Source organism: Bradyrhizobium quebecense (assembly GCF_013373795.3).
Taxonomy (GTDB): Bacteria; Pseudomonadota; Alphaproteobacteria; order Rhizobiales; family Xanthobacteraceae; genus Bradyrhizobium; species Bradyrhizobium quebecense.
In genome coordinates this window covers 2,019,852-2,045,790 of the sequence record NZ_CP088022.1, presented here as the reverse complement: position 1 = coordinate 2,045,790, position 25,939 = coordinate 2,019,852, and the positions used below count along the sequence as shown (strand labels likewise).

General features: G+C 65.0%; 23 protein-coding genes and 2 pseudogenes. 11 read left to right on the top strand and 14 right to left on the bottom strand.

Annotated elements, in window-relative coordinates; genetic code table 11:
• The first annotated feature begins 59 nt into the window (after positions 1-59).
• On the top strand, positions 60-1,277 hold the full coding sequence (locus tag HU230_RS09495; protein WP_176531897.1) for an MFS transporter: 1,218 nt from the start codon (positions 60-62) through the stop codon (positions 1,275-1,277).
• A gap of 6 nt (positions 1,278-1,283) precedes the next feature.
• Here HU230_RS09495 and HU230_RS09490 read toward each other — a convergent pair whose 3' ends face one another.
• The 9 genes from HU230_RS09490 to HU230_RS09450 form a co-directional block, all read right to left on the bottom strand.
• Positions 1,284-2,507 carry a TIGR03862 family flavoprotein gene (locus HU230_RS09490; protein ID WP_176531898.1) on the bottom strand — a complete coding sequence of 408 codons (1,224 nt, stop codon included), beginning with the start codon at positions 2,505-2,507 and terminating at the stop codon, positions 1,284-1,286.
• A 2-nt stretch (positions 2,508-2,509) separates the two neighbouring features.
• Complete coding sequence (locus tag HU230_RS09485; protein WP_176531899.1) at positions 2,510-3,427, bottom strand: SDR family NAD(P)-dependent oxidoreductase; 918 nt, start codon at positions 3,425-3,427, stop codon at positions 2,510-2,512.
• Between the two features lie 275 nt (positions 3,428-3,702).
• Positions 3,703-3,849, bottom strand: coding sequence for a hypothetical protein (locus HU230_RS09480; protein WP_171947537.1), 147 nt, complete (start codon positions 3,847-3,849; stop codon positions 3,703-3,705).
• A 175-nt stretch (positions 3,850-4,024) separates the two neighbouring features.
• Positions 4,025-4,504, bottom strand: a complete 480-nt coding sequence (locus HU230_RS09475; protein WP_163162560.1) for a MaoC family dehydratase — start codon at positions 4,502-4,504, stop codon at positions 4,025-4,027.
• Between the two features lie 13 nt (positions 4,505-4,517).
• Positions 4,518-6,242, bottom strand: a complete 1,725-nt coding sequence (locus HU230_RS09470; RefSeq protein WP_176531900.1) for an AMP-binding protein — start codon at positions 6,240-6,242, stop codon at positions 4,518-4,520.
• A gap of 127 nt (positions 6,243-6,369) precedes the next feature.
• The gene (gene mmsB, locus HU230_RS09465; protein WP_176531901.1) at positions 6,370-7,257 is read right to left on the bottom strand and encodes a 3-hydroxyisobutyrate dehydrogenase; all 888 of its coding nucleotides are present in this window, start codon (positions 7,255-7,257) and stop codon (positions 6,370-6,372) included.
• A 25-nt stretch (positions 7,258-7,282) separates the two neighbouring features.
• Positions 7,283-8,365: an enoyl-CoA hydratase/isomerase family protein gene (locus tag HU230_RS09460; RefSeq protein ID WP_176531902.1), complete on the bottom strand. Its 1,083-nt coding sequence runs from the start codon at positions 8,363-8,365 to the stop codon at positions 7,283-7,285.
• A complete protein-coding gene (locus HU230_RS09455) occupies positions 8,362-9,507 on the bottom strand; it encodes an isobutyryl-CoA dehydrogenase (RefSeq protein ID WP_176531903.1) in 1,146 nt (381 codons plus the stop codon). Before HU230_RS09455 ends, HU230_RS09460 begins: the two co-directional genes overlap by 4 nt.
• A gap of 121 nt (positions 9,508-9,628) precedes the next feature.
• On the bottom strand, positions 9,629-11,125 hold the full coding sequence (locus tag HU230_RS09450; RefSeq protein WP_176531904.1) for a CoA-acylating methylmalonate-semialdehyde dehydrogenase: 1,497 nt from the start codon (positions 11,123-11,125) through the stop codon (positions 9,629-9,631).
• 120 nt (positions 11,126-11,245) lie between these two features.
• Here HU230_RS09450 and HU230_RS09445 point away from each other — a divergent pair, with 120 nt between their 5' ends.
• Positions 11,246-12,160 carry a LysR family transcriptional regulator gene (locus HU230_RS09445; protein ID WP_176531905.1) on the top strand — a complete coding sequence of 305 codons (915 nt, stop codon included), beginning with the start codon at positions 11,246-11,248 and terminating at the stop codon, positions 12,158-12,160.
• Positions 12,161-12,172: 12 nt separating this feature from the next.
• On the opposite strand, the gene HU230_RS09440 is transcribed toward HU230_RS09445, so the two are convergent.
• Positions 12,173-12,415: a DUF1127 domain-containing protein gene (locus HU230_RS09440; protein ID WP_176531906.1), complete on the bottom strand. Its 243-nt coding sequence runs from the start codon at positions 12,413-12,415 to the stop codon at positions 12,173-12,175.
• A 166-nt stretch (positions 12,416-12,581) separates the two neighbouring features.
• Here HU230_RS09440 and HU230_RS09435 point away from each other — a divergent pair, with 166 nt between their 5' ends.
• On the top strand, positions 12,582-14,153 hold the full coding sequence (locus HU230_RS09435; protein WP_176531907.1) for a winged helix-turn-helix domain-containing tetratricopeptide repeat protein: 1,572 nt from the start codon (positions 12,582-12,584) through the stop codon (positions 14,151-14,153).
• A gap of 162 nt (positions 14,154-14,315) precedes the next feature.
• Here HU230_RS09435 and HU230_RS09430 read toward each other — a convergent pair whose 3' ends face one another.
• Positions 14,316-14,930 carry a TetR/AcrR family transcriptional regulator gene (locus tag HU230_RS09430; RefSeq protein ID WP_176531908.1) on the bottom strand — a complete coding sequence of 205 codons (615 nt, stop codon included), beginning with the start codon at positions 14,928-14,930 and terminating at the stop codon, positions 14,316-14,318.
• A 60-nt stretch (positions 14,931-14,990) separates the two neighbouring features.
• Positions 14,991-15,530 (bottom strand): PaaI family thioesterase, encoded by a 540-nt coding sequence (locus HU230_RS09425; protein ID WP_176531909.1) that lies wholly within the window; start codon positions 15,528-15,530, stop codon positions 14,991-14,993.
• Between the two features lie 135 nt (positions 15,531-15,665).
• Here HU230_RS09425 and HU230_RS09420 point away from each other — a divergent pair, with 135 nt between their 5' ends.
• The 3 genes from HU230_RS09420 to HU230_RS09410 all read left to right on the top strand — a co-directional run bounded on the left by HU230_RS09420 (position 15,666) and on the right by HU230_RS09410 (position 19,441).
• The gene (locus tag HU230_RS09420) at positions 15,666-16,436 is read left to right on the top strand and encodes an enoyl-CoA hydratase (protein ID WP_176531910.1); all 771 of its coding nucleotides are present in this window, start codon (positions 15,666-15,668) and stop codon (positions 16,434-16,436) included.
• A 288-nt stretch (positions 16,437-16,724) separates the two neighbouring features.
• Positions 16,725-19,004, top strand: a complete 2,280-nt coding sequence (locus tag HU230_RS09415; RefSeq protein WP_176531911.1) for an FdhF/YdeP family oxidoreductase — start codon at positions 16,725-16,727, stop codon at positions 19,002-19,004.
• Between the two features lie 170 nt (positions 19,005-19,174).
• Complete coding sequence (locus HU230_RS09410; RefSeq protein ID WP_176531912.1) at positions 19,175-19,441, top strand: hypothetical protein; 267 nt, start codon at positions 19,175-19,177, stop codon at positions 19,439-19,441.
• A gap of 61 nt (positions 19,442-19,502) precedes the next feature.
• On the opposite strand, the gene HU230_RS09405 is transcribed toward HU230_RS09410, so the two are convergent.
• Positions 19,503-20,762, bottom strand: coding sequence for an MFS transporter (locus HU230_RS09405; RefSeq protein ID WP_176531913.1), 1,260 nt, complete (start codon positions 20,760-20,762; stop codon positions 19,503-19,505).
• 265 nt (positions 20,763-21,027) lie between these two features.
• On the opposite strand from HU230_RS09405, the gene HU230_RS09400 reads away from it, so the two are divergent.
• The 4 genes from HU230_RS09400 (at position 21,028) to HU230_RS09385 (ending at position 25,039) form a co-directional block, all read left to right on the top strand.
• On the top strand, positions 21,028-21,195 hold the full coding sequence (locus HU230_RS09400; protein ID WP_167350138.1) for a hypothetical protein: 168 nt from the start codon (positions 21,028-21,030) through the stop codon (positions 21,193-21,195).
• 110 nt (positions 21,196-21,305) lie between these two features.
• Positions 21,306-21,818, top strand: a complete 513-nt coding sequence (locus HU230_RS09395; RefSeq protein ID WP_176531914.1) for a ParB N-terminal domain-containing protein — start codon at positions 21,306-21,308, stop codon at positions 21,816-21,818.
• Between the two features lie 599 nt (positions 21,819-22,417).
• Entirely contained in the window at positions 22,418-23,614 is a 1,197-nt protein-coding gene (locus HU230_RS09390) for an acetyl-CoA C-acyltransferase (protein ID WP_176531915.1), read from the top strand.
• Positions 23,615-23,734: 120 nt separating this feature from the next.
• Positions 23,735-25,039 (top strand): MFS transporter, encoded by a 1,305-nt coding sequence (locus tag HU230_RS09385; RefSeq protein ID WP_176531916.1) that lies wholly within the window; start codon positions 23,735-23,737, stop codon positions 25,037-25,039.
• A gap of 17 nt (positions 25,040-25,056) precedes the next feature.
• On the opposite strand, the pseudogene HU230_RS09380 reads toward HU230_RS09385, so the two are convergent.
• A pseudogene (locus tag HU230_RS09380) lies at positions 25,057-25,398 on the bottom strand (acetoacetate decarboxylase family protein); the annotation flags it as partial.
• On the opposite strand from HU230_RS09380, the pseudogene HU230_RS44040 reads away from it, so the two are divergent.
• Positions 25,367-25,812 (top strand): annotated as a pseudogene (locus HU230_RS44040) (DUF3734 domain-containing protein). The pseudogenes HU230_RS09380 and HU230_RS44040 sit on opposite strands and share 32 nt — an antisense overlap.
• Positions 25,813-25,939: the final 127 nt, after the last annotated feature.

Here is a 25,939-nt window from a genome sequence, read left to right as displayed (position 1 = left end):
AATTGTAGCATATTGTTCCGATCCCCTAAAGGGGTCTCGCCACTCCATCGCGAGGTCCCATGACGATTTCCGAAGCCACCAAGCTCTCCCCGACGCACGCCGTCTCAGTGCGTCCCCTGATCTGGATCGGCGCCATCACGACCGGCACCGTCGTCACCAACTTATTCGCGCCGCAGATCCTGGTCGGCCTGATGAGCCGATCGCTCGACATGACCGCGCTGCAGGCCGGCCTGATCTCGACGCTGACCCTGCTCGGCTACGCACTCGGGCTACTGCTGCTGGTGCCGCTTGTCGATCTCGTCGAGAACAAGCGGCTGATCCTGCGCACCCTCGCCTGCGCCATCATCGCCGCAGTCGGCACCGCGATGGCGCCGACGCCGCTGATCTTGCTGGCCGCCACCTTCATCCTCGGCGCCTCCTGCGCTGCGATCCAGATGGTGGTGCCGCTGGTCGCCTCGATGGTGGCGCCGGAGCGCCGCGGACAGGCGATCGGCGACGTCATGAGCGGCCTGATGATCGGCATCCTGCTGTCGCGGCCGCTGGCGAGCCTGATCGCGGACAGCTGGAACTGGCGCGGCTACTACCTCACCTCGGCCGTGCTGATGACCGTCCTCGGTTGCGCGCTGGCGCGCTACCTGCCGACACTGCAGCCCGCGACCAAGGTCAGCTACGGCGCGCTGCTGCGTTCGTTCCCAAGATTGCTGCGCGAGGAGCCGGTGCTGCGCGTTCGGTCCTGGACCGCGGCACTGGTGATGGCATCGTTCACCGCGTTCTGGGCCGCTGTCGCGCTGCGGCTGCCGGATGCGCCGTTCAAGCTCGACGCCAAGGGGATCGCGCTGTTCGCGCTGATCGGCGTCGCCGGCGCGGCGGCGACCCCGATCGCCGGGCGCTGGGGCGACCGAGGTTTCGCGCGACCGTTGCTGATCGTCTCGCACGTTCTCATCGTCGGCGCGCTCGCGCTGTGCGCCTGGGCAGGTATGACCGAATCGCGGATCACGGCCCTCGCGCTGCTTGGCGTCGGCGCCGTGCTGCTCGATTTCGGCATCACCACCGACCAGACACTCGGCCGCCGCGCCGTCAATCTGTTGCAGCCCGAGGCGCGCGGCCGGATCAACGGCCTGTTCGTGGCGCTGTTCTTCATCGGCGGCGCGGTCGGTGCAGCCGCGGCATCCGCGGCATGGAGTTATGGCGGCTGGACGGCGGTCTGCGCGGTGGCCGCCACGTTCGGTGTGCTGGGGTTCATGACCGACATCGCGACGAAGACGGGATCGGAATGACCAGGTTTACGAGGCGCGTTGCGCGAGCCAGTTCAACGCGCCCTTCCCCGCAGCGCCCCCCGTCGCAAACGATGCCTGCAACAGATAGCCGCCGGTCGGCGCCTCCCAGTCGAGCATCTCGCCGGCGGCGAAAACACCGGGCAGCCGACGCAGCATGAAATGCGCGTCGAGCTCGTCGAACCTGATCCCGCCGGCGCTAGAGATCGCGCGCGCGATCGGCGCCACGCCTGATATCGCGATCGGCACCGCATTGATCAGCCCGGCCAATTCGGCCGGCGGCAGCGCGGCCAGCGATCGGCCGGAGACGGTCGCGGCCTCCTGCAACAGCCCGATGCCGACGGGCGAGAGCTGCGCGCCCTTGCGCAGGAAGTTGGAGAAGGACTGCTTGCCCTTCGGCGCCGACAGGCGCGCGACCAGTTCGTCGCGCGCGGCATCGGGCCGCAACGCCACGCCGAGCGTCGCCGTTCCCTTGGCGAGCACCGCCTCACGCAGTTCCGCCGACAGCGCGTAGATCGCGCCTCCCTCGATGCCGGTGCGGGTGACGATCGCCTCACCGCGCACGGTGTGCGGCCCGATCGTGAGGGCAACGCCCTTGAGCGGCTGGCCCTCAAACCGGTTACGAAAGATATTTGACCAGGCGACCGTGAAGCCGGAATTGGCCGGTTTCATCGGCGCCACGGCAATGCCCTTCGTCGCAAGGATCTCCACCCAGGCGCCATCCGAGCCGAGCCTCGGCCAGCTCGCGCCGCCGAGCGCGAGCACGACTGCGTCAACGTTGACCGTGCGCGGGCCGTCCGGCGTCTCGAACAGCAATCCGCCGCGCGCGTCCCAACCAATCCAGCGATGCCGGAATGCGAACCGCACGCCCGCGGCATCGAGCCGCCGCAGCCAGGCACGCAAGAGAGGCGATGCCTTGAACGCCTCGGGAAACACCCGGCCGCTGCTGCCGACGAAGGTCGGCTGCCCCAGCGCCTCGCTCCAGGCGCGCAAGCTGTCGGGCGGAAACGCCTCGACCGCGGCCTTCAGGTGCGGCATCGCCTCGCGATAGCGCTTGAGGAAATCGGCCAGCGGCTCGCTGTGGGTGAGATTGAGACCGCCGCGCCCGGCCATCAGGAATTTGCGGCCCGCCGACGGCATCGTGTCATGGACGGTGACCTGTGCGCCACCCGCCGCAAGCGTTTCCGCCGCCATCAGGCCGGCGGGACCGGCTCCGATGACGGCGACGCTCATGCTCAGAGCTTGATCCCGGCCCGCGCGGCGGCCTGGGCGACATACTTTTGCGTCTGCTCGAACGCGCCCTGCAGCGCCTTCGCGGTCGACATGTCGCTGATGTCCTTGAAGTGCGCGGCAACCCCGTCAGGCGTCCATTCGGATTGCGGCAGGTTGACGCCTTCGGTCTCCAGCACGCGGATCACCGCGAACGAGCCGGCACCTGCGCCCATGATGGTGCGGGTCGGCGCATCCTCCGAGAGCAGGAATTCGACCGCCGGCGTGATCGCTTCCGGCTTCATCAGCGCCAGCGCCTGCGGCGGCAGCAACTCCTCGGTCATGCGGGTCGCCGCGGTCGGCGAGATGGTGTTGACCTTGATGTTGTTCTTGCGTCCCTCTTCGGCGAGCACGTTCATCAGGCCGACCATGCCGGCCTTCGCTGCGCCGTAATTGGCCTGGCCGAAATTGCCGAACAGGCCCGACGACGAGGTCGTCAGCACGATGCGGCCGTAGTTGCGCTCGCGCATGCCGGCCCACACCGCCTTGCAGCAATAGAAGGTGCCGGTGAGATGCACGTCGAGCACCTTGGCCCAGTCGGCGACCTCGAGCTTGGTGAACGACTTGTCACGCAGGATGCCGGCATTGGCGCAGAGCAGATCGACGCTGCCCCACTCCTTCGTGGCGCGCTCGACCATCGCGGTGACCTGCTCGAAGTTCGAGACGTCGGCGCCGTCGGCCATCGCGGTGCCGCCGGCCTTGCGGATCTCCTCGACCACGGTCTCGGCCGGCGACAGCGAACCGCCGGTGCCGTCGCGCGCACCGCCGAAATCGTTGACCACGACCTTGGCGCCGCGGCTGGCGAGCCCCAGTGCATGCGCCCGCCCAAGACCATTGCCCGCGCCGGTGACGATAGCGACGCGTCCGTCAAACCTGATTGCCATGCCGTTATTCCTGCTCTGACTTCCGTTCTCCCCTTGTGGGAGAAGGTGGCGCGAAGCGCCGGATGAGGGGTTCTCTCCACGGATGAGCACGCGGAGAGAAACCCCTCACCCGGCTCGATCTCGCTCCGCTCGATTGCGCCACCCTCTCCCACAAGGGGAGAGGGTGAGTGCCCGAGCGGCATGAAAAGGTTGGAGACTTTTGAGCAGCGATGGATGGCCGGGTCAAGCCCGGCCAAGACCCAAGAAGGCCAGACCCAAGTCGGCCATCGGGCGCGCTAGACGGAAGGGGTCATCGATCCGCAGGGTTTCAGGCTTTTGAGCAGGTGCCCGCTCCAGCACTCATGATGCTCCTGGGCGTAGCTCAGCGAGCCAATCACAATCAAACCGACCACGACAAGTCCGGCGACGATGTTCTGCACCATGGCTGCCACTCCCGGGACCGCACCGCCTCAACGGGGGCATGATGGACACCAGGGATCAAAGCCGTCAATGCGCTATGTGGATCAGCGGTGCAACGCACAACCTGTGAAGGCGGGTCAAGGCGGGCTCGCTCCACCTCTCCCGCTTGCGGGAAAAGTGGAGCTACTCAACCATCCCTCAGCTGAAATAGATCAGGCCGAGCCAGTCGGCGACCAGCGCGGGCTTTTCCTCGCCCTCGATCTCGACCGTGACATTGGTACGCGACAGCAATTCCTTCGGCTTGCGCAGCGTGGCTTCCGCCAGCACGAAGCGGCCGCGGACGCGCTTGCCCGAGCGCACCGGCGAGATGAAGCGCAGCTTGTCGAAGCCGTAATTGACCCCCATCGCGGTGCCCTCGAGCACCGGCATCACCTCGTAGGACATGATCGACAGCAGCGACATCGTCAGGAAGCCATGGGCGATCGTGGTGCCGAACGCGGTCTCCTTCTTCGCGCGCTCGGGATCGACGTGGATGAACTGATGATCCTCGATCACGTCGGCGTAGGTGTCGATGCGGCCCTGATCCAGCAGGTGCCATGAGGACACGCCGATCTCCTTGCCGACCATGCCCTGGTAGGTTTCCAGCGACACCGGCGGCTTCTTCCAGACTTCGTTCATTGGCTAACCTCTGCTAACCGGAGGTCCGCACCTTCTGCAGCTCCGGGAATTCTTCCTCGCGGAACTCGGCTCCGCGCAACGCATCGCTTCTGACATCGTCATGTTCGAGCCGGCGCAACTGCACGCGACGGATCTTTCCAGAAATCGTCTTTGGCAGTTCGGTGACCAGTTCGATCTTGCGGATGCGTTTAAACGGTGCGAGCCGCGTGTGCAAATGTTTGAAGATCGACAGCGCCGTCTCCGGGGTGCGCTCGACGCCTGATACCAGCAATATATAGGCCTTCGGGACCGCCAGCCGGATCGGGTCCGGGCTCGGCACCACGGCAGCTTCCGCCACCGCATCATGCTCGAGCAGTACGCTCTCCAATTCGAACGGCGAGATCCGGTAGTCGGAGGACTTGAACACGTCATCGGTGCGGCCGACGAAGGTGAGATAGCCCTCGTCATCGGTGAACACGACGTCACCGCTGCGGTAGATCGCGCCGTCGGTCCCGATCAGCTTGCCGCCGTCGCCCTGATAACCCTGCATCAGGCCCGCCGGCCGCTCAGTGCCGAGCAACAGCGTCACTTCGCCCTCCTTCGCGGCGTGGCCGTCATTGTCGGTCACCTGCACGCGATAGCCTGGCAGCGGCCGGCCCATCGAGCCGACCTTCACCTTCTGCCCCGGCGAATTGCCGGCCAGCGCCGTGGTCTCGGTCTGGCCGTAGCCGTCGCGGATGGTCAGGCCCCAGGCCGACTTGACCTGGTCGATGATCTCGGGGTTGAGCGGTTCGCCGGCGCCGCACACTTCACGCAGGCTCACTTTGAAGTCCGACAGTTGCTCCTGGATGAACATCCGCCACACCGTCGGCGGCGCGCACAGCGTGGTGACGCCGCAGCGGCCGATGATCGAGAGCAGCCCTTTCGCCTCGAAGCGTGGCTGGTTGGCGATAAAGATTGTCGCACCGGCATTCCACGGCGCAAAGAAGCAGCTCCAGGCATGCTTGGCCCAGCCGGGCGAGGAGATGTTGAGATGGATATCGCCGGGCTGCAGGCCGATCCAGTACATCGTGGAGAGATGCCCGACCGGATAGCTGCGCTGGCTGTGCCGCACAAGTTTTGGCTTAGCCGTGGTGCCCGAGGTGAAATACAGCAGCATCGGGTCGTCGGCCTGGGTCGGGCCATCAGGCGCGAAGGCATCGGACGCCTTCGCCGCATCCTCGAACGGCAGCCAGCCATCGTGGGCCTGCGTCGCGCCGACCACGATGCGCACGAGCTTGTCGCCGCCGAGGCCAGCGAACTTCGCGACCTGATCCTGCGTGGCAACCACCGCCTTCGCCTTGCCGCGATCGAGCCGGTCGCGCAATTCATCCGCCGTCAACAGCGTGGTGGCGGGGATCACGACCACGCCGAGCTTCATCGCCGCCAGCATGGTCTCCCACAGCGGCACCACATTGCCGAGCAGCAGCAACAGATGATCGCCGCGCTGCAGCCCCTGCGCGCGCAGGAAGTTCGCGACCCTGTTGGAACGGCGCGACAGCTCGGCGAACGACAGCTTGGTCTCGTTGCCGCTGGCCGCATCGACGATCCACAGCGCCGGACGGTCGCGGCTGTCGGCATTGTGCGCCAGTTCGGCGTCGAACCAGTCGAGCGCCCAGTTGAACGGCACGGGATCCGGCCAGCGGAATCCCTTTACCGCTGCATCATAGTCGGTGCGGTGCTTGAGCAGAAAGGCGCGTGCGTCCTGAAATGTGGTCATGGGGTCTCACCGCGTTCACCGCCGTCATCCTGAGGAGCCGCGAAGCGGCGTCTCGAAGGATGGGCCACGGGCACCGCATCCTTCGAGGCTCGCTGGCGCTCGCACCTCAGGATCACGGACCCAGCATCTATTTCCCAGCGAGGCTCCGAACGTGCTGGATAATTCCGGAAAAGTCGACCCCGCCGTGGCCCGACGCGTCGAATGTCTTATAGAGCTCCTGCGCATGCTTGCCGAGCGGCGTCACCGCACCGGCGGCATTGGCGGCGTCCTGCGCCAGCGTCAGGTCCTTGACCATCAGGTTGGAGGCGAAACCCGGCTTGTAGTCGTTGTTGGCCGGCGAAGTCGGCACCGGACCGGGAACCGGGCAATAGGTGGTCAGCGACCAGCACTGCCCCGACGAGGTCGAGGCGACGTCGAACAGCGCCTGATGCGACAGGCCGAGCTTTTCGGCCAGCACGAAGGCCTCGCCGACCGCGATCATGGAAATGCCTAATATCATGTTATTGCAGATCTTGGCCGCCTGCCCTGCGCCGCCGCCGCCGCAATGCACGATCTTCTTGCCCATGTTGGCCAGCATCGGCTGCGCCGCCGCGAATGCCTCGGCCTCGCCGCCGCACATGAAGGTCAGCGTCGCGCCCTTGGCGCCGCCGGTGCCGCCGGAAACCGGCGCATCGACCGAGGCGATGCCGTGCTTGGCGGCGAGCGCATGCGCCTGCTTGGCGCTCTCGACGTCGATGGTCGAGCAATCAATGATCAGCGTGCCCTTGGCCATCGCCGGGAGCACCTCGTTCCAGACGCCGAGCACATGCTTGCCGGCCGGCAGCATGGTGATGACGACATCGGCGCCCTTCACTGCGCCGACGCCACTCTCAGCGATCGCGGCGCCGTCGTGCCTCGCCTGATCGCGCGATGCCGCGACCAGATCGAACGCGGTCACCTTGTGGCCGGCCTTGACCAGATTGGCCGCCATCGGCCCGCCCATATTGCCGAGCCCGATGAATGCGACGTTTGCCATGGGAAGTCCTCCGCTTGCGACGTTTCTATTTGCTGTCAGGAAATTTCAGTTCATCGGCGCCGATCTCGGCGAAGTAAGGCGCCAGCATCTCGGGGCTCACGTCCTCGATCCGGGTGGGCTGCCACTTCGGATTGCGGTCCTTGTCGATCACGGCGGCGCGCACGCCCTCGCGGAAATCGTCGCTGGCAAACACCTCGAGCGCCGCGCGATATTCGCGCACCAAGCATTCCTCGAGCGTTTCGGTGGCGCGCGCCAATCGCAACAGTTTCAGTGTCACCACCATGCCGCGTGGTGACTTCTCACCGAGCGTCTTCAGCGTGGCCTGCGCCAGCTCGGAGCCATCGGCTTTCAGCGCGTCAACGATGTCTTCCATCCGTCCGCGCGCGAACCAGCCGTCGATCCTGGCCTGTAGTGCGGCAACGGGCCCGGATTTCTCTGCAGTGGCAAAGCCTGCAATCAGCCGATCGATTTCGGTGGACGTCGTGCCCGGCGCAACCTTAGTCAATGCCTCGCGAAGGGCCGGAAGCTTGGCGCTCGGCACCACGGCATCGGCGAACTTCGCATAGATCGCGTCGGGTCCGTTCATCGTGGTGCCTGTGAGACCAAAATAGGTGCCGATCTCGCCCGGCGAGCGCGACAGCAGATAGGTGCCGCCGACGTCAGGGAAGAAGCCGAGCCCGACTTCGGGCATCGCAAGCTTGGTTCGCTCGGTCACCACGCGGTGCCGGCTGTGCGCCGACAGCCCGACGCCGCCGCCCATCACGATGCCGTCCATGAAGGCGACGTAGGGCTTCGGGAATTGCTTGATCCGCGCGTTGAGGATGTACTCGTCGCGCCACAGGATCTTGCCGAGGTCGCCCTTGACCTTCGAGCTTTCCCAGAGCGCGCGGATATCGCCGCCGGCGCAAAGGCCGCGCTCGCCGGCGCCTTCCAGCACGATGACCGCGACATCAGGGTCGGCTTCGAACACGTCGAGCGCCCTGTCGATGTCGTGGAACATCTCCAGCGTCACGGCATTGATCGCCTTCGGCCGGTTCAGCCGGATGATGCCGGCCGCCCCTTCCTTGCGTGCAATCAGGTCGCCTTCGGCAGCGGCCGCATCATTCATCGCGCGCCCTCGATCAATTTGCGCGACACGATCAGCCGCATGATTTCATTGGTGCCTTCGAGGATCTGGTGCACGCGCAGATCGCGCACGATCTTCTCGACGCCGTATTCGCTGAGGTAGCCGTAACCGCCATGCAGTTGCAGCGCCTGGTTGGCGACCTCGAAGCCGACATCGGTGCCGAACCGTTTCGCCATCGCGCACAGCATGGAGGCGTCGGGATCCTTGCGGTCAAGTGCGGCCGCTGCGCGCCACAGGAAGGTGCGTGCGGCTTCGAGCTCGGTTGCCATGTCGGCGATCTTGAACTGCAGTGCCTGGAATTCGTCGAGGCGCTTTCCAAAGGCCTTACGGTCTTTCATATAGGCCAGCGCCTTGTCGAGCGCCGTCTGCGCGCCGCCGAGCGAGCACGCCGCGATGTTGAGACGGCCGCCGTCGAGACCGGCCATCGCGATCTTGAAGCCGATGCCCTCCTCGCCCAGCCGGTTTTCGACCGGCACGCGCGCGTTCTCGAATACCACGGCACGGGTCGGCTGTGCATTCCAGCCCATCTTGCGCTCATTGGCGCCGAACGACACGCCCGGCGTCTTGCCGTCGACGACGATCGTCGAGACGCCGCCGGGGCCATCGCCGCCGGTGCGCACCATCGCCACCAGGAGATCGGTGCTGCCGGCGCCAGAGATGAACTGCTTCTGGCCGTTGAGCACGTAATGGTCGCCGTCGCGCACCGCGCGGGTGCGCAACGCAGCCGCATCGGATCCGGCGCCCGGCTCGGTCAGGCAGTAGCTCGCGAGCAGCTCCATGGTGCAGAGCTTCGGCAACCATGTGTGGCGCTGGGTGTCGTTGCCATAGGCATCGATCATCCAGGAAGCCATGTTGTGGATCGAGATGAAGGCGGACGTGGTCGGACAGCCCGTCGCCAAGGCCTCGAAGATCAGCGCCGCATCGAAGCGCGTCATCGCCGAGCCGCCGACATCGTCCTTGATGTAGATGCCGCCGATGCCGAGGTTTGCGGCCTCGCGCATCACGTCGACCGGAAAGTGCTTCTTCTCGTCCCATTCGAGCGCGTGCGGCGCGATCTTCTCCGCCGCAAACGCCCGCGCCATGTCGCGTACCGCGATCTGGTCCTCGTTGAGAGCGAACTGCATCTCGCCGCCTACCCTTGCTATCCCCTCGTCATTGCGAGCGAAGCGAAGCAATCCACATCTCCACGCCGGGAAAGAATGGATTGCTTCGTCGCTGCGCTCCTCGCAATGACGGTTGAGGAAATCACTTCATCGTCGGGATCGAGAACTCCGCGCCGTCCTTGACGCCGGACGGCCAACGCGAGGTCACCGTCTTGGTCTTGGTGTAGAAGCGAACCGAGTCCGGACCGTGCTGGTTGAGATCGCCGAAGCCGGACTTCTTCCAGCCGCCGAAAGTGTAATAGGCGATCGGCACCGGGATCGGCACGTTGACGCCGACCATGCCGACATTGACCTTGGCCGCGAAGTCGCGCGCCGCGTCGCCGTCGCGGGTGAAGATCGCAACGCCGTTGCCGTAATCATGGTCGGACGGCAGCGCCAGCGCCTCGTGATAGTCCTTGGCGCGCACCACCGAAAGCACCGGGCCAAAAATCTCTTCCTTGTAGATCCGCATGTCCTTGGTGACGTTGTCGAACAGCGAACCGCCGAGATAGAAGCCGTTCTCGTAGCCCTGCATCTTGAAGCCGCGGCCGTCGACGGCAAGCGTCGCGCCTTCCTTGACGCCGATATCGATGTAGCTCTTGACCTTCTCGACCGCCTCGCGGGTCACCAGCGGACCGTAATCGGCCGACGGATCGACCGAGGTGCCGATCTTGAGCGACTCGACGCGCGGGATCAGCTTTTCCATCAGCCGGTCGGCGGTGGTCTTGCCGACGGGCACCGCGACCGACACCGCCATGCAGCGTTCGCCGGCCGAGCCGTAGCCGGCGCCGATCAGCGCGTCGACCGCCTGGTCCATGTCGGCATCGGGCATGATGATGGCGTGGTTCTTGGCGCCGCCGAAGCACTGGCACCGCTTGCCGGTCTGCGCGGCGCGTTCATAGATATACTGTGCAATGGGCGTCGAGCCGACGAAGCCGATCGCCTTGATGTCGGGATCGTCGAGGATGGCGTCGACCGCTTCCTTGTCGCCGTTGACGACGTTGAGAATGCCGGCCGGCAGGCCCGCTTCGATCATCAGCTCGGCGAGCTTCATCGGCACGCCGGGATCGCGCTCGGACGGCTTGAGGATGAAGGCGTTGCCGCAGGCGATCGCGGGCGCGAACTTCCACATCGGGATCATCGCCGGGAAGTTGAACGGGGTGATGCCGGCGACGACGCCGAGCGGCTGGCGCATCGAATAGATGTCGATGCCGGGGCCGGCGCCCTCGGTGTACTCGCCCTTCATCAGATGCGGGATACCGCAGGCGAACTCGGCGACCTCGAGGCCGCGCTGGATGTCGCCCTTGGCGTCGGGAACCGTCTTGCCGTGCTCACGCGCCAGCAGTTCGGCGAGCTTGTCGTAGTCGCGCTGCACCAGCTCGACGAATTTCATCATCACGCGCGCACGGCGCTGCGGGTTGGTGGCGGCCCATTCGCCCTGCGCTGCGCGGGCGTTTTCCACCGCGGCGCGAACTTCGGCCTTGGAGGCCAGCGCCACCTTGGCCTGGACGTCGCCGGTCATCGGCTCGAAGACGTCGGCCGTACGCCCCGAGGTGCCCTTGACCTCCTTGCCACTGATGAAATGTCCGATCGAGCGCATGAATATCCTCCCTTGGAGACGTGAATCGCCGCTCCTCGCGGCGAGATCGCTTTACAAACCCTAATGACCCTGCATTTTATAGGATTCAAGTCCGATAAATTGCACCATAGATGTGCGGAAATGCAGGATCAAGGCGGCGACACGATCGACTGGGACGACTTCCGTTTCGTGCTGTCCATCGTGCGCGGCGGATCGGTTTCGGCTGCCGCCAAGCAGCTCGGCGTCGATCATGCCACAGTGATCCGGCGTGTCGACCGGCTGGAGCGCCACCTCTCCGCAAAACTGTTTGATCGCCGCAAGACCGGCTACCTGCTGACCGAGGCCGGTCAGCGGGTCGCCGACAGCGCCGAGGCGATGGAATCGACCATCGTCGCCAACCAGGAGGCGGTCGGCGGCTCGCGCGCGCATCTCACCGGCACGGTGCGGATCGGCGCGCCCGACGGCTTCGGCAGTCACTTTTTGGCCTCGCGGCTGGTCAAGTTCACCGAGCGGTATCCCGATCTCGATTTGCAGCTCGTCGCCACCGCGCGGCTGTTCTCGCTCTCCAAACGCGAGGCCGACATCGCGATCAGCCTGACCATGCCGAAGGAAGGCCGCATCGTCGGCCGCAAGCTGCTCGACTACACGCTCGGGCTTTATGCCGCACCAGGCTATCTCGCGCAGGCGCAAAAGATCGCCGCGCGCGCCGACCTGCCTCAGCACCGCTTCGTCGGCTATATCGAGGAGCTGCTGTTCACGCCGGAGCTGGACTATCTGCCGCAGGTCTCGCCGAAGATCTCGGCAAAATTCCGCAGCGCCAATCTGATCGCACAGCTCAACGCCACCATCGCCGGCTTCGGCATAGCCGTGCTCCCGCACTTCATGGCATCGGCCCACCCCGAATTGCAGCCGGTGCTGCGAGACGAGGTGCGGATCTCGCGCACCTTCTGGCTCCTGATGCACGCCGACAGCAAGGACCTTGCCCGCATCCGCGCAGTGGCGGATTACATCTACGAGACCGTGGAAGGCGAGCGCGCGCTGTTTAGTGGGCCGTAGGGCCCGGCGACGTCATCCGGCGGATCGGATGCCGCGCGGGTCGGTATCCCGGTTCGATGCGACGTAGTCGACCTCGCCGCGCGAGATTCCGATATCCATGAGCTCCCGATCGCTCAGGCTGCCGAGATCGGCGCGCAGCCGCTCCCATTTGCGCCATTCCTGAATTGCGTCCCAAAAGCTCCTGAAGGCGCCGGAGATCCGCGGCGTCGATGCGGTCGCTTGGGCCGAATTCAATGGACTGTAGGTCGTGCTCATTGCAGCACCTCGAGGTTCGTTCCGTCAGGGCAAGGTACCGGGGCGTGCTCGAGCGCACTTGACAGCCGGCTTACATTTTCCTCACCGGCGGCTTATTCTTAGCGCGTGAGGCCCGGCCACAGTGCCTCATCGCGACCATCGGACGCACACCCAAGGGATTCGCGGCTTGCGCTATCTCTTCGAGGAGTACGCACTCGACACGGACCGGCGCGAGCTGCATCGCGGGACGGACGTGGTCTCCGTCGCGCCACAGGTATTCGACCTGCTCGACTTTCTGATCCGCAACAGGGAGCGCGTCGTCAGCAAGGACGATCTCATCGAGGCGATCTGGAACGGGCGCTGCGTGTCCGATGCGGCCCTGACCACACGTTTCAACGCTGCGCGGAGCGCGATCGGCGATTCCGGCCAGGCGCAGCGCCTCATCAAGACCCTGCCGCGCAAGGGCTTCCGGTTCGTCGGCATGGTCCGGGAAGAGCCGGTGCCGGCGAGCGCGGCAACAGCCGACCCTCCGGTCGAACCGCAGCAGCCACCCCGCAAGCTCACCGACAAGCCTTCGATCGCCGTGCTGCCGTTTCAGAACCTCAGCGCCGACCCTGAGCAAGAGTATTTCGCCGATGGCGTCGTGGAAGAGATCACGATGGCGCTGTCGCGGTTTCGCTGGCTGCTCGTGATCGCGCGCAATTCGAGTTTCACCTACAAGGGCCGGCCCGTGGACATCAAGCAGGTCGGCCGCGAGCTTGCGGTGCGCTATGTGCTCGAAGGCAGCGTGCGCAAGGCCGGAAACCGCATTCGCATCGCCGGTCAGCTGATCGATACCGAAACCGGCGCACATCTCTGGGCGGACCGCTTTGATGGGGCGCTCGAAGATATCTTCGATCTGCAGGACCAGGTGACCTCCACCGTCGTGGGCGCCATCGCGCCCATGCTGCAGCGCGAGGAAATCAAGCGAGCCAGGCGCAAGCCAACCGAGAATCTGGATGCATACGACTATTACCTGCGTGGATTGGCGATCGTTCGCCAGTGGACCAGGGAAGCCAACGGCGAAGCGCTCCAGCTCTTCAGCAAGGCGATCCAGCTCGACCCCGGTCTCGCCTGCGCCTATGGCATGGCCGGGTGGTGCTACATCCAACGCAAAGCGCGCCACTGGATGATCGATCGCGCGCAGGAAAGTGCCGAAGCCACGCGGCTAGGCTGGAAGGCGGTGCACCTCGGAGTAGACGACCCGGCAGCGATGTGCATGGGTGCCTATGTCCTCGCCTTCATCGCCCATGAATTCGATGATGCCGCCGCCTTCGTGGATCGCGGGCTGGCGGTCAATCCGAACCTGGCGCAAGCGTGGCATCTCGGTGCCTGGGTGAGAGCCTTCAGGGGCGAACCCGATCTCGCGCTTGACTACGCGATGCACGCCATGCGCCTCAGCCCTCTCGATCCATCCATGTACGGCATACACGGAGCGGTGTCGTATGCGCATTTTCTCTCGGGCCGCTACGAAATGGCGTCGTCATGGGCCGAAAGAGCATTGCGCGACAATTCGGATTTCCTGCTGGCCATCTGCATGTCCGCAGCCAGCAACGCACTCACCGGACGCCTCGAGGCGGCACAAAAGGGCATCGCACGTATCCGCGAGCGCGATCCCGATTTGCGCATCTCCAATCTGGGAGAGCTCGCACCATTTCGGCGAGCGGAGGATCTTGCGGTCTTTACCAAGGCCCTTCGCGCAGCCGGGCTCCCCGAATGAATGTGGGTTCGCGGCGCACCCTCAGCAGCAGAATCGAACCGGCAAACCGCGTCGGTGACCGACTACATCCTACAAGACGATGGAAACCGGGCGCACGCTCCCTAGCGGGCCATAATGTCGTCGTCCCGGCTTTCGCCGGGACGACGCAGGGAAGCAAATCGGCTAGTTTACCTTGGCTTTCTTCGCCGACGCCTTCACCGTCGTCGCACGTCCCAGCGCCGCCTCGCGGCCCGCGCTCAGGATCTCGTCGGACATCTCGCCATTGCCTGCGATCCGCGACATCACGATGGTGCCCAGCATGGTCGCGAGCGTGGCCATCGCCTGCTTGCGCGCGGTCTTGCGCGGCACGTCCTGGATCTGGTCGGTGATCATGTCGATCATCTGGTCGAGCTTGAGCGCAAAGGCCTTGCGGGTCTTCAGGCTTTCGCGGGCGATCTCGGCGCCGAGCGCCGGGACCGCGCAGCCCTGGCCGGGATCGTCGCGATGCACCGCAGACAGGTAGCCGTCGACGATGGTCGCAAGCCGCTTCTCCGGCGGCACCTCCGCCGTGACCCTGCGCCAGCGCTCGTTGGCGCGGTCCATGGCGTAGTTGAAGGCCTCGATCACCAGCGCCTCGCGCGAGTCGAAATGCGCGTAGAATCCACCATGGGTCAGGCCGGCGTCCTTCATCAGGTCGGCGACGCCGATGCCATGAGCGCCCTTCTCGCGCAGCCGCGTCGCAGCCTTCTTCACGATCCGCGCGTGGGTCTCCTGCTTGTGTTCTTTCGAATAGCGCATGCCGCTCTCATGGAATGTTTCTAATCATACAATAGCAGATTTGCGCCGGGAATGCTGCAGTTATTTCGCTTTTGGTTCCCCGCCGAGCATGGAAAACGTCGCGGTCGCGTGCACCGCAAGATTGCCCCTGCCGTCGCGGACGAAGCCCTCGGTGTAGCTGGTCTGGCGGCCGAGCTTGATCACCTTGCCCTCGGCCGAGATGGTTCCCGAGCGCGCCGAGAGCGGGCGCAGATAGGTCAGCTTGAGGTCGAGCGTGACAGAGGTCTGCCCCGCCGGCAGCAGGGTCGAGATCGCGCAGCCCATCGCGGTATCGAGCAGTGCGGCGGCGGTCGCGCCGTGCAAGAGTCCGATGGTGTTCTCCAGGCTCTCATGCGGCTCGAGTTCCATCACGATGCGCCCCTCGTCGACCACAGCCATGCGGAAGCCGATCAGTTTTGCCATCGGCGGCGGCGGCAAGGAGCCGTCGCGGATCGCGCGCATCGCCTCGATGCCGGACATCGGCATCGCCGCCCTGGCGACCGGCCCGGGGGCCTGCCATTCCACCACGCGCGTGCGCGTTAGATCGGGGGAATGCAGGTCGGTGGTCTCGGCGGCGGTCATGACGGCTCCATTTATATGATAAATATAATTCTATCGGTCCGCGCGATGCTGCGCAACCGCCGGACCGGTGCCTTGACAGAGACGTGCTTTGTCCGAGACATGGCGCTATCAATTCCTGCGCCGGGACTTTTTCCAATGGACATGCTCAATCCGCACTGCGGCATCGACCGCGACGCCAGAGGCGTCGTCCGCCTCACGATCTGCAACGCCGGCAAGCTGAACATCGTCAGCTCCGCCCTGACCAACGGCGTGCGCGAGGGCTTTGAGCACCTCGCCGCCGATCCGACCATCCGCGCCGTGATCCTGGCCGGCGAAAGCGAGCGGAGCATGATCGGCGGCGCCGACATCAAGGAGATGGCGACGCTCGACCAGACGTCAGCGGAAGCATTCATCAGCCGCCTGCGCGATCTCTGCGAGGCCGTGCGCAAATTCCCTGCGCCGGTCGTCGCTCGCCTGCCCGGCTGGTGCCTCGGCGGCGGCCTCGAGGTCGCGGCCGCCTGCGATGTCCGTGTCGCGGCACATGACGCGATGTTCGGCATGCCCGAGGTCCGCGTCGGCATCCCCTCGGTGATTCACGCAGCACTGCTGCCGCGCCTGATCGGCTGGGGCCGCGCCCGCTGGCTGATGATGACAGCGGAGAACATCGACGCCTCCACCGCGCTCGCCTGGGGCCTTGTCGACACCGTGGCAAAACCCGGCGGCCTCGATGAGGCCGTCGAGCACACCGTCAAGGCGCTGCTGGAATGCGGCCCCGAGGCGCTGCGGATCCAGAAGGATCTGCTGCGACAATGGGAAGAGCTGCCGCTGACCGAGTCGGTCAACCTCAGCGTCGGCGTGTTCGGCAAGTCGTTCCAGACCGGCGAGCCGCAACGGCTGCTGCAGGGATTCTTGGATCGGAAGCGGTAATAGTGACACCTTGTAGCCCGGATGGAGCGCAGCGCAATCCGGGGCAGCTTGATCCGCAGATGACGCGTCCCGGATTGCGCTGCGCTCCATCCGGGCTACGTGTGCGCCTTACAGAGTGTTGACCACAAACCCCAGCCGATTAGTCTAACCTCCATCGCGAGACGAGCGCTCCAAATCGAGAACGCCGATCGGAACACGCTCTCTCGCGGATCGCCGCGCGCGCGGCCAACAAGACAATCAATTCGGGACAACGCACGGGGTCACCACTCAAGAGCTGCAGGAGGACATATGGTCCAAAAGCGCGACGTTCCCGGTATTCGTCCTTACAATGCTCCGGCTGGCGGCTGGGGCGCCCTCAAGGCCACTGCGATCGCGGTTCGCGACCAGATGGATATGGTCGAGGCGCCGATCACGCTGCTCCGCACCAACAAGCCCGACGGATTCGATTGTCCGGGCTGCGCCTGGCCGGACAAGGAGCACACCTCCACCTTCCAGTTCTGCGAGAACGGCGCCAAAGCCGTGACCTGGGAGGCGACCAGCAAGCGCGTCACGCCTCAATTCTTTGCCGACCATACTGTCACCGAGCTGCTGACCTGGAGCGACTTCCACCTCGAGAACGAGGGCCGGCTGACCGAGCCGCTCGCCTATGACGCGGCGAGCGACACCTACCAGCCGATCACATGGGATAACGCCTTCGCGCGGATCGGCGAGACGCTGCGCAGCCTGCCCGATCCCGACATGGCCGAATTCTATACCTCCGGCCGCGCCTCGAACGAGGCCGCGTTCCTGTTCCAGATCTTCGCGCGCGAACATGGCAGCAATAATTTCCCCGACTGCTCGAACATGTGCCACGAGGCGACCAGCGTCGGGCTGCCGCAATCGATCGGCATCGGCAAAGGCACGGTGTCGCTGGACGATTTCGACCATTGCGAGCTGATCATCGCGATGGGCCACAACCCCGGCACCAACCATCCGCGCATGATGGGCACGCTGTGGGAGGTCTCGCGCCGCGGCGTCCCGATCATCGTGTTCAATCCGCTGCGCGAACGCGCGCTGGAGCGCTTTGCCGATCCGCAAGACCCGATCGAGATGGCGACCCTCGGCTCGACGCGAATCGCCTCGACCTATTATCAGCCCAAGGTCGGCGCCGACGCCGCGGTGCTGAAAGGCGTCATGAAGGCGCTGATCGAGAAGGACGACGCGACGCACGACGTGCTCGATCATGCCTTCATCACCGAGCACACCAACGGCTTTGCCGCGTTCGCCGCCGACCTGCGCGCCACGCCGTGGGAATCGATCGAGACCGTCTCCGGTTTCAGCCGCGCCCAGCTCGGCGAGGTCGCCGCCGCCTATGCAAAATCCAATGCCACCATCGTCACCTACGGCATGGGCATCACCCAGCACAGCCGCGGCACCGACAATGTCCAGCAGATCGCAAACCTGCTGCTGCTGAAGGGCAATTACGGCAAGGCGGGCGCCGGCATCTGCCCGCTGCGCGGCCACTCCAACGTGCAGGGCAACCGCACCGTCGGCATCACCGAGAAGCCCAACATCCCGATGTTCGAGGGCATCGAGCGCACCTTCGGCTTCAAGCCGCCGCGCCATCACGGCCATGACGCGGTCGCCGCGATGGAGGCGATCGACGACGGAAGGTCCAAGGTCCTGATCTGTCTCGGCGGCAACTTTGCTATCGCCCTGCCCGATCCCGAGCGTTGCGCCGCCGGCATGCGCAAGCTCGAGCTTGCCGTCCATCTCGGCACCAAGCTGAACCGCTCGCATCTCTTGGTCGGCAAGCAGTCGATCATCCTGCCGGTGCTGGGGCGCACCGAGCGCGACATCCAGGCCTCGGGGCCGCAGGTCGTCACCGTCGAGGACTCGATGTCGATGGTGCACGCCTCGCGCGGCAAGCTGACCCCGGCCTCCGAAAACCTGCTTTCGGAATCGGCGATCATTGCCGGCATGGCGATGGCGACCCTGCCGGCGAGCAAGGTGCCGTGGCTAGAGCTGATCGCCGACTACGACCGCATCCGCGACGCCATCGAGGGCGTCTTCCCCGACTTCAAGGATTACAACGCGCGGATCCGGATTCCCGGCGGCTTCCGCCTGCCGCTGCCGCCGACCGAGCGCAAATGGACCACGCCATCGGGCAAGGCCGAATTCCTGATCTTCGACGGCCTCGAAGAGGACCCGATCTTGACCGATGAAACCATCCTCAAGCTCGCCACCATCCGCAGCCACGACCAGTACAACACTACGATCTACGGATTGAACGACCGTTATCGCGGCGTGTTCGGGCGGCGCGACGTGCTGTTCGCCAACGCAGCCGATCTCGCCGAACGCGGACTTGCCCATGGCAACCTCGTCGAGATCGAGACCGCGCTGCCTGGGGGCGCGCCACGCCGGCTGACGCTGACCGCGATCGCCTACGACATCGCCCGCGGCTCGGTCGCCGCCTATTATCCCGAAGCCAACGGCCTGGTGCCACTCGACTATCAGGACAAGGAAAGCGGCACGCCGTCGTACAAATCGGTGCCGGTGCACATCCGCAAGGCAACCCAGGCAGTGTGAGCGGCCAGGCCGTAGCCCGGATGAAGCGTAGCGATATGCGGGGTATTCCTATCCCCGGATATCGCTTCGTTCATCTGAGCTACCGTACTTGCTCATCCAAATAACACTCGCAGGAGTTGTGCCATCCGTGCAGCCATTATACTGTTTCGACACTCAACCCGGAGTGATCGATGGGATCGTTGTTTTCTGCGTTCAAGGCGCTCAAGCGAGTCGTCAGCGGACAAGTGATTGAGCGGATAGACACTCCCATGAACGGCGGCTTCACGACGATCTCCCTGCGGCTTAAGCAAGAGAGCTCGTCCGGCGACTATTATGTCGTTCTGGCGGAGCTGAGCAGCGGCAACTACCAGTACGCTGCGTTCACGAAGGAAGAGTTCGGAGAGTTCTCGGATGCAGTCTCGCGCATCCAGAAACTTCTGCGTGAACACAACCTGTGACTTGCATAGGCCCAGCGGTGTACGGAACCCGGCGCGCACCGGATATCAAATGCACCGCCTCTCACCTCGCATTCGCCGGCGCGTGCACCGGCCAGAGATCGGCGCGCCAGTGCACGGCGATCGCCAGCATGGCCATGAAGCCTGCCGCCGCGAGCAGCGTGCCGGTTGCGGTGTAGCCGATCAGGTCGATCAGGCTGCCGGCCGCAAGCAGGCCGAGCGGCAGGCCGTAGATCACCATCATGCGGACACCCATGACGCGGCCGCGCAGATGCGCGCTGGCATTGCGCATCAGCATCACGGCCGCCGAGATCATCGACATGCACTGCGCGATGCCGGCCAGCACCAGGCAGGCCATCGCCACCGGCATGGTGCGGAGCTCGACGAACACAAGGAGCATCGCATACCAGGCGAGCGTCGCGCCGATCAAAAGCCGCGCGATGCGCACGCCGCCGGCCATGCTGAGCGTGATCGAGCCGATCAGCGAGCCGACCGCAAAGCTTGCGGAGAGATAGCCGAGGCCGGTCTGGTCGGTGTGGAAGATGTCGCGCGCGACATAGGGCAACAGCCCGTTGGTGAGCGGAAACGCGGTGAGGTTGGCGAGGAAGGCGACACACAGCGCGGCGCGCATGCCCGGGCCGCTCCAGGCATAGACGATGCCCTCCTTGAGATCGCGCAGCAATTTTGAGCCCGGCAGGTCGACGTCAGACTGAGCGGCTGTGCCGTGGGACTTCGGCCGGCCCATGCAGAGCATCAGGATGGCGGCGACGAAATAGAAGCTGGCGATCCCGACATAGACATAACCGATGCCGAGCGCCGCGAACAATCCCGCCCCGGTCAGCGCACCCGCGATGCGCGCCGAGTCCTGCGTGGTGCGCGCCAGGCTGATGGCGCCGACCAGCTGCTCCGGAGGCATGATGTCGGCGAGCAACGCGCCGCGCACGCCGAGGTCTGACGGGCGGATCAGGCCCATGATTGCGACGATGATCATGACGTTCACCGGCGCGAGGTGGCCGGTCAACGCCAGCGTCATGATGGTGCCGGCGAGCGCCGTATAGGCAAAGCGCATCACGGCGAGGAGATCCCGGTGTCCCATGCGGTCGCCGATCATGCCGACCACGGGCGCGACCAAGGTGCCGACATATTGTAGTGAGGCGAGCACGGTCAGCAGCAGCACCGAGCCGGTCTCGACCATGATGTACCAGCCGAGCACCAGCGTCTCGACCTCGAACGCCCAGGAGGTGAGCAGGTCGGACGGCCATTGGAAGCGATAGCTGCGGATGCGAAACGGTGCGAGCGCGGAGGTCCGCGTGGTCCCGCTCACGACGCGATGACGCGTGTCACGGCGTGTCCTGCCCTTTTCTTGGTTCTTCTGGGTCTTGAATCCGGGTGTTGATTCTCTTGCGAAAATTCCCTGTTCCGAAACGTAGCGCTGACGGTGTCCGTGTCAATCGAAGCCGCCGCATGCGGCCATGCGCGGCGGTAGCGGCGTGCTGCACTGCCCACCGACGCGTGTTGTCGGACCATCCGTCTGCTCCGCCCCGTGAGATGATGTGCTACAATGCCGATCCGAAACCGCGGAGGACCACATGACAGCCTTCGAAGTTTTCGCGATCTACGTGACGCCCTTTGTGATCATCGGGATCGCAATCAAGTTGCTGATGAAGCGTTACGCCGTCGATCTGCCCGACGTGCAGAAGCAGGCCGGCTCCGCACCGAAGCGGCGATTTCTGCTCGGCGCCTGGCGGTCGGATTAGGGCACGAAGTCGAGCGCTTGAGGCCCCGCTCTGGTTTACAAGACTACGGCCACGGCGTAGCGCTTCGTCCTTGAACCGTGTTTGGATCGCCCTGAGGAGGGAGTAATACCGTGCCTGGCCCGGAATGCCTTCCAATCGACCAGATCTACGTTCCCCTGAAGAAGAGGAAGACCCTCAGGCCCGAGGTCGTTCAAGAGATCGCCGCGAGCATTCTGGAGGTTGGACAGCAACTCCCGATTCTCGTTCGGCCTGACGAGGGCAGGCTCGTCTTGCTCGAGGGATTGCATCGGCTCGAGGCCTGCAAGGCACTGGGCGAGACAACGATTATCGGAGTGCTGGGTTCGGCAGAGACTGCGCACCACAAGGCGTTGCTATCCGACACCGCTGAAACCGAGGCAGAGCGGGACAAGATGGCGCGATTGAAAAAGCTGCGCCTCGAAAAGGAAGCTGCGGATAGATCGACCGCATCCGCGGCTGCAACCATGAAACCTGAATCGACCGAGCTCCGGTCAACGCGTTCCGGCAAGAACATTGGACGAGGCCCCTCCCGCGATGCAGGATCGAAAACGAAAACCCTGTCGGAATGGCTCACGCAGCAAAAGCGCGATGGCGGCCGCTACTAATGGCCGGACCGTATGTGCTAGCCATGTGCTCCTGCGTCTAGCGCCCCCGCGCTGATTCAGGCAGCCCAGCGCGCCGCAGCGCCCCTCATCATCTTCAAGATGTATTCTGGCTGGAAGCAATACATGCGGTAAAAAGCTGTCAGCCTCTCACAGAGCATGCAACACGTTCGGTGTCGTCCCTGCGAAAGCAGGACGTCGCCCGGCTTGACCGGGCGATCCAGCACGCCGCGGCCCATCGGTTCAACAACGACTACCTCTGGAATGCTGGATCACCCGCTTTCGCCTTCGCGGGTGATGACACCGCGTGCTTGATATCCTGAATCGAGAACCATCCACAGCGTCGTCCTGGCGAAAGCCAGGACCCATTACCCCATATCTCGATTGTTGCGTGACGCTTGGGCCGCGTTCCCTCATCACCGAATGCGGTGGTTATGGGTCCTGGCTTTCGCCAGGACGACAGCGGAGATCGGGGTGAAACATGTCCCCACCAACTCATGCGAACACGACATTTTGTCATGGGAGCCGTAGTTGCATTTTTTGCATCGCATCATATGATGAATGTAATCCAATCAGATTCCCGCATGGAACGGAGTTCCGCCATGGCATCCAGCGCCGATCCCGTCGTCATCCTCTCCGCCGCCCGCACCCCGCTCGGCCGTTTCATGGGCGAGCTCACACCGCTCGCCGCCCACAAGCTCGGCTCGCATGTGATCGGGGCGGCGCTCGAACGCGCCAAACTCGCGCCCGAGCGCATCGACGAGGTGTTCATGGGCAACGTGCTGCCCGCCGGCCAGGGCCAGGCCCCCGCCCGCCAGGCCGCGCGCGGCGCAGGGCTGCCGGATGCCACCGGCGCCACCACCGTCAACAAGGTCTGCGGCTCCGGCATGAAGGCGACCATGCTGGCCCACGACATCATCGAGGCCGGCTCGGCCGAGATCGTGCTGTCCGGCGGCATGGAGAGCATGAGCAACGCGCCCTATCTGCTGCAGAAGGCGCGCGGCGGCTATCGCGCCGGCCACGACCGCATCATCGACCACATGATGATGGACGGGCTCGAGGACGCCTATGAGACCGGCCGCTCGATGGGCGATTTCGGCGAGGCGACCGCGGAGGCCTATCAGTTCACCCGCGCCGACCAGGACAGCTATGCGATCGAGACGCTGAGCCGCGCCCGCAAGGCGGTCGAGGGCGGCGCCTTCAAGGCCGAGATCGCACCGATCACGCTTAACGAGAAGGCCGGTCCGCGCATCATCGCCAATGACGAGCACCCGCTGAAGGTCGATCCGGCCAAGATCCCCGGCCTGAAGCCGGCGTTCCGCGCGGGCGGCACCATCACGCCGGCCGCCTCCTCGGCCAATGCCGACGGCGCCGCGGCGCTGATCCTGGCGCGACGTTCGCTCGCCGATCGCGACGGCCTGCCTGTTCTGGCCGAGATCAAGGGCCACGCCACCCATAGCCAGGAGCCGCAATGGTTCACCACCGCGCCGACCCCGGCGATCAGAAAGCTGCTCGACAAGGTCGGCTGGAGCGTCGGCGATGTCGACCTGTTCGAGATCAATGAGGCGTTCGCGGTGGTCGCGATGGCGGCGCAGCGCGATCTCGGCATTCCGCGTGACAGGCTGAACATCAATGGCGGCGCCTGCGCGCTCGGCCATCCGATCGGCGCCACCGGCGCGCGGCTGATCGTGACCTTGCTGCACGCGCTGGAGGCGCAGAACCTGAAGCGCGGCGTCGCTGCTTTGTGCATCGGCGGCGGCGAAGCCACCGCGATCGCGGTCGAGCGGGTCACGCGCTAGTTCAAGACGGCTCCACGGCCGAGTCCGAAAACGAGGGAACAATGTCATTTTAGACATGGCTCCCTCGTGCCATATTGCGCATCACGAATAAGATCCTCATCGCTTTTCATCCGGGGCCCAATGATCTCGAACTGGCTTGCTTCCGCCCTCGCCCGCCGCAATATCCATTACGGCTGGGTGATGGTCGCCGTGACCTTCCTTGCCGCGCTGATCTCGGCCGGCACCGTCGGCGCACCTGGCGTCTTTATCGTTCCGCTGCAGAAGGAATTCGGCTGGTCCACCGCCGAAATCTCCTCCGCGCTGTCGATCCGCTTCATCCTGTTCGGGCTGATGGCGCCGTTCGCCGCGGCGCTGATGAACCGCTACGGCCTGCGCAACGTGACGCTGGCGGCGCAATTGATCGTGGTCTCCGGACTGTTGGCCTCGCTCGCCATGACGCAGGTCTGGCAGCTGATCCTGTTGTGGGGCGTGGTGATCGGGATCGGCACCGGCATGACCGCGCTGGTGCTCGGCGCGACGATCGCGACGCGCTGGTTCGTCGCGCGACGCGGCCTCGTGATCGGTATGCTCACTGCGAGCGTCGCGACCGGGCAGCTCGCCTTCCTGCCGCTGCTCGCGACCATCACCGAGCATTACGGCTGGCGTGTCGCGCTTGGCCTTGTCTGCGTCATGCTCGGCGTCGCCGCCTTCGCCGTGCTGATGGTGATGCGCGACCGGCCGAGCGACGTCGGCCTGCGTCCGTTCGGCGACGAGGGCACCGCGCCGATCCCCGCGCCGCCGCCGGCCAATGCGCCGATCATGGCGGCCGCGCTCGGCACGCTGCGCGATTCCTCGAAGTCGTCGGTGTTCTGGATCCTGTTCGCGACCTTCTTCGTCTGCGGCGCCTCGACCAACGGCCTCGTCCAGGTGCACCTGATCCCGATGTGCCTCGACTACGGCATTCCGCAGGTGCAGGCCGCGAGCCTGCTCGCCGCGATGGGCATCTTCGATTTCTTCGGCACCATCATCTCGGGCTGGCTGTCGGACCGCTTCGACAATCGCCGGCTGCTGTTCTGGTATTACGGCCTGCGCGGGCTGTCGCTGCTGTATCTGCCGTACTCCGACTTCACGTTCTACGGGCTGTCGCTGTTTGCGATGTTCTACGGGCTCGACTGGATCGCAACCGTGCCGCCGACGGTGCGCCTGACCGCGCAGCGCTTCGGCGCCGAGCGGGCCAATCTGGTGTTCGGCTGGATCTTTGCCGGCCACCAGCTCGGCGCCGGCGCCGCCGCGTTCGGCGCCGGGCTGTCGCGCACGCTCTATGCGAGCTATCTGCCGGCATTCTTCATCGCCGGCGCGCTCTGCGTCATCGCCGCGCTGAGTGTGCTGGCGATCTCGCGGCCGCAGCCCAAGGTCGCGCCGGAGGCGAAACCGGTCGCGGCCTGATCGAGCCTCGCCGCGTGCTACTCCGCGGCGAGACCGGTCGGTGCCGCCGCCTCTGCGACTTCCTTGTTGTAGTCGTGCACGACGCGGCCGAACGGCAGCATCAAATCGGCGATGTAATGATGCGCGCCGACCACGCGCTCGACCGGGAAGTCCGCGACCGGTGCGTTGACGTGCGGCACGAGATGCAGCCTGCCGGGCCCGATCCACGATCCCTTGACGACGATGTCGGTCAGGTTAATCGCAACCAGCTGGCAGATCTCGAGATGACCGTCGACGCCGGGGATCATCTTCAGATTAACTTGCGTCTTCGACAGCGTGGCGCGGGTGATGTCGCCGTTGCCCGCCATGCTCTCGTGCTCGGCACGCGGCGCGCTGCCGCGCGACATCCAGGACGTGATGGCCCGCCATAAGGACATCATGTATTCGTCGCGCACTCGCTACAACACCGACGTCTACCGCAAGACCTACAATCTGCGTACCGCCCTGCACAACGGCTGGGAAAAATCCCCGACGACCAGCTGTCGGACGAGGAGCGTCAACTCAAGAAGGCAAACAGCCGGCTGCCCGGGATCACGCTGCTGCAGCTGATCTATCAGCAGAAGGCCTATGAGGGCGACGCCAAGGACCACGAATTCTCCGGCACCTCGATGCGCGAGCATTGGGCGAGCGGACACGAGGACACCAAGCGCTCGCTGAAGCGGCGCGAATGGATCAAGATGCCCGAGAACGGCATGGGCATCGTGATCCATGACGAGCATCGCGAAGCCGAGTAGATGAGGTCGTCATTGCCGGGCTCGACCCGGCAATCCATCCCGCTCCGAATGACTCACTCGTCCGCTGCTGCGGACGATGGATGCGCGGGTCGAGCCCGCGCATGACACGTTGGGTTCGCGGCGAAGC

Excerpts from the sequence above, each read along its gene's own strand:
- HU230_RS09430 (WP_176531908.1), bottom strand. The coding sequence starts at position 14,930 with ATGCGCTATTCGAAAGAACACAAGCAGGAGACCCACGCGCGGATCGTG.
- HU230_RS09420 (WP_176531910.1), top strand. The coding sequence starts at position 15,666 with ATGGACATGCTCAATCCGCACTGCGGCATCGACCGCGACGCCAGAGGC.
- HU230_RS09440 (WP_176531906.1), bottom strand. The coding sequence starts at position 12,415 with ATGAGCACGACCTACAGTCCATTGAATTCGGCCCAAGCGACCGCATCG.
- HU230_RS09425 (WP_176531909.1), bottom strand. The coding sequence starts at position 15,530 with ATGACCGCCGCCGAGACCACCGACCTGCATTCCCCCGATCTAACGCGC.
- HU230_RS09445 (WP_176531905.1), top strand. The coding sequence starts at position 11,246 with ATGCAGGATCAAGGCGGCGACACGATCGACTGGGACGACTTCCGTTTC.
- HU230_RS09415 (WP_176531911.1), top strand. The coding sequence starts at position 16,725 with ATGGTCCAAAAGCGCGACGTTCCCGGTATTCGTCCTTACAATGCTCCG.
- HU230_RS09485 (WP_176531899.1), bottom strand. The coding sequence starts at position 3,427 with ATGGCAATCAGGTTTGACGGACGCGTCGCTATCGTCACCGGCGCGGGC.
- HU230_RS09410 (WP_176531912.1), top strand. The coding sequence starts at position 19,175 with ATGGGATCGTTGTTTTCTGCGTTCAAGGCGCTCAAGCGAGTCGTCAGC.
- HU230_RS09490 (WP_176531898.1), bottom strand. The coding sequence starts at position 2,507 with ATGAGCGTCGCCGTCATCGGAGCCGGTCCCGCCGGCCTGATGGCGGCG.
- HU230_RS09400 (WP_167350138.1), top strand. The coding sequence starts at position 21,028 with ATGACAGCCTTCGAAGTTTTCGCGATCTACGTGACGCCCTTTGTGATC.
- HU230_RS09385 (WP_176531916.1), top strand. The coding sequence starts at position 23,735 with ATGATCTCGAACTGGCTTGCTTCCGCCCTCGCCCGCCGCAATATCCAT.
- HU230_RS09470 (WP_176531900.1), bottom strand. The coding sequence starts at position 6,242 with ATGACCACATTTCAGGACGCACGCGCCTTTCTGCTCAAGCACCGCACC.
- HU230_RS09450 (WP_176531904.1), bottom strand. The coding sequence starts at position 11,125 with ATGCGCTCGATCGGACATTTCATCAGTGGCAAGGAGGTCAAGGGCACC.
- HU230_RS09455 (WP_176531903.1), bottom strand. The coding sequence starts at position 9,507 with ATGCAGTTCGCTCTCAACGAGGACCAGATCGCGGTACGCGACATGGCG.
- HU230_RS09480 (WP_171947537.1), bottom strand. The coding sequence starts at position 3,849 with ATGGTGCAGAACATCGTCGCCGGACTTGTCGTGGTCGGTTTGATTGTG.
- mmsB (WP_176531901.1), bottom strand. The coding sequence starts at position 7,257 with ATGGCAAACGTCGCATTCATCGGGCTCGGCAATATGGGCGGGCCGATG.
- HU230_RS09460 (WP_176531902.1), bottom strand. The coding sequence starts at position 8,365 with ATGAATGATGCGGCCGCTGCCGAAGGCGACCTGATTGCACGCAAGGAA.
- HU230_RS09495 (WP_176531897.1), top strand. The coding sequence starts at position 60 with ATGACGATTTCCGAAGCCACCAAGCTCTCCCCGACGCACGCCGTCTCA.
- HU230_RS09390 (WP_176531915.1), top strand. The coding sequence starts at position 22,418 with ATGGCATCCAGCGCCGATCCCGTCGTCATCCTCTCCGCCGCCCGCACC.
- HU230_RS09475 (WP_163162560.1), bottom strand. The coding sequence starts at position 4,504 with ATGAACGAAGTCTGGAAGAAGCCGCCGGTGTCGCTGGAAACCTACCAG.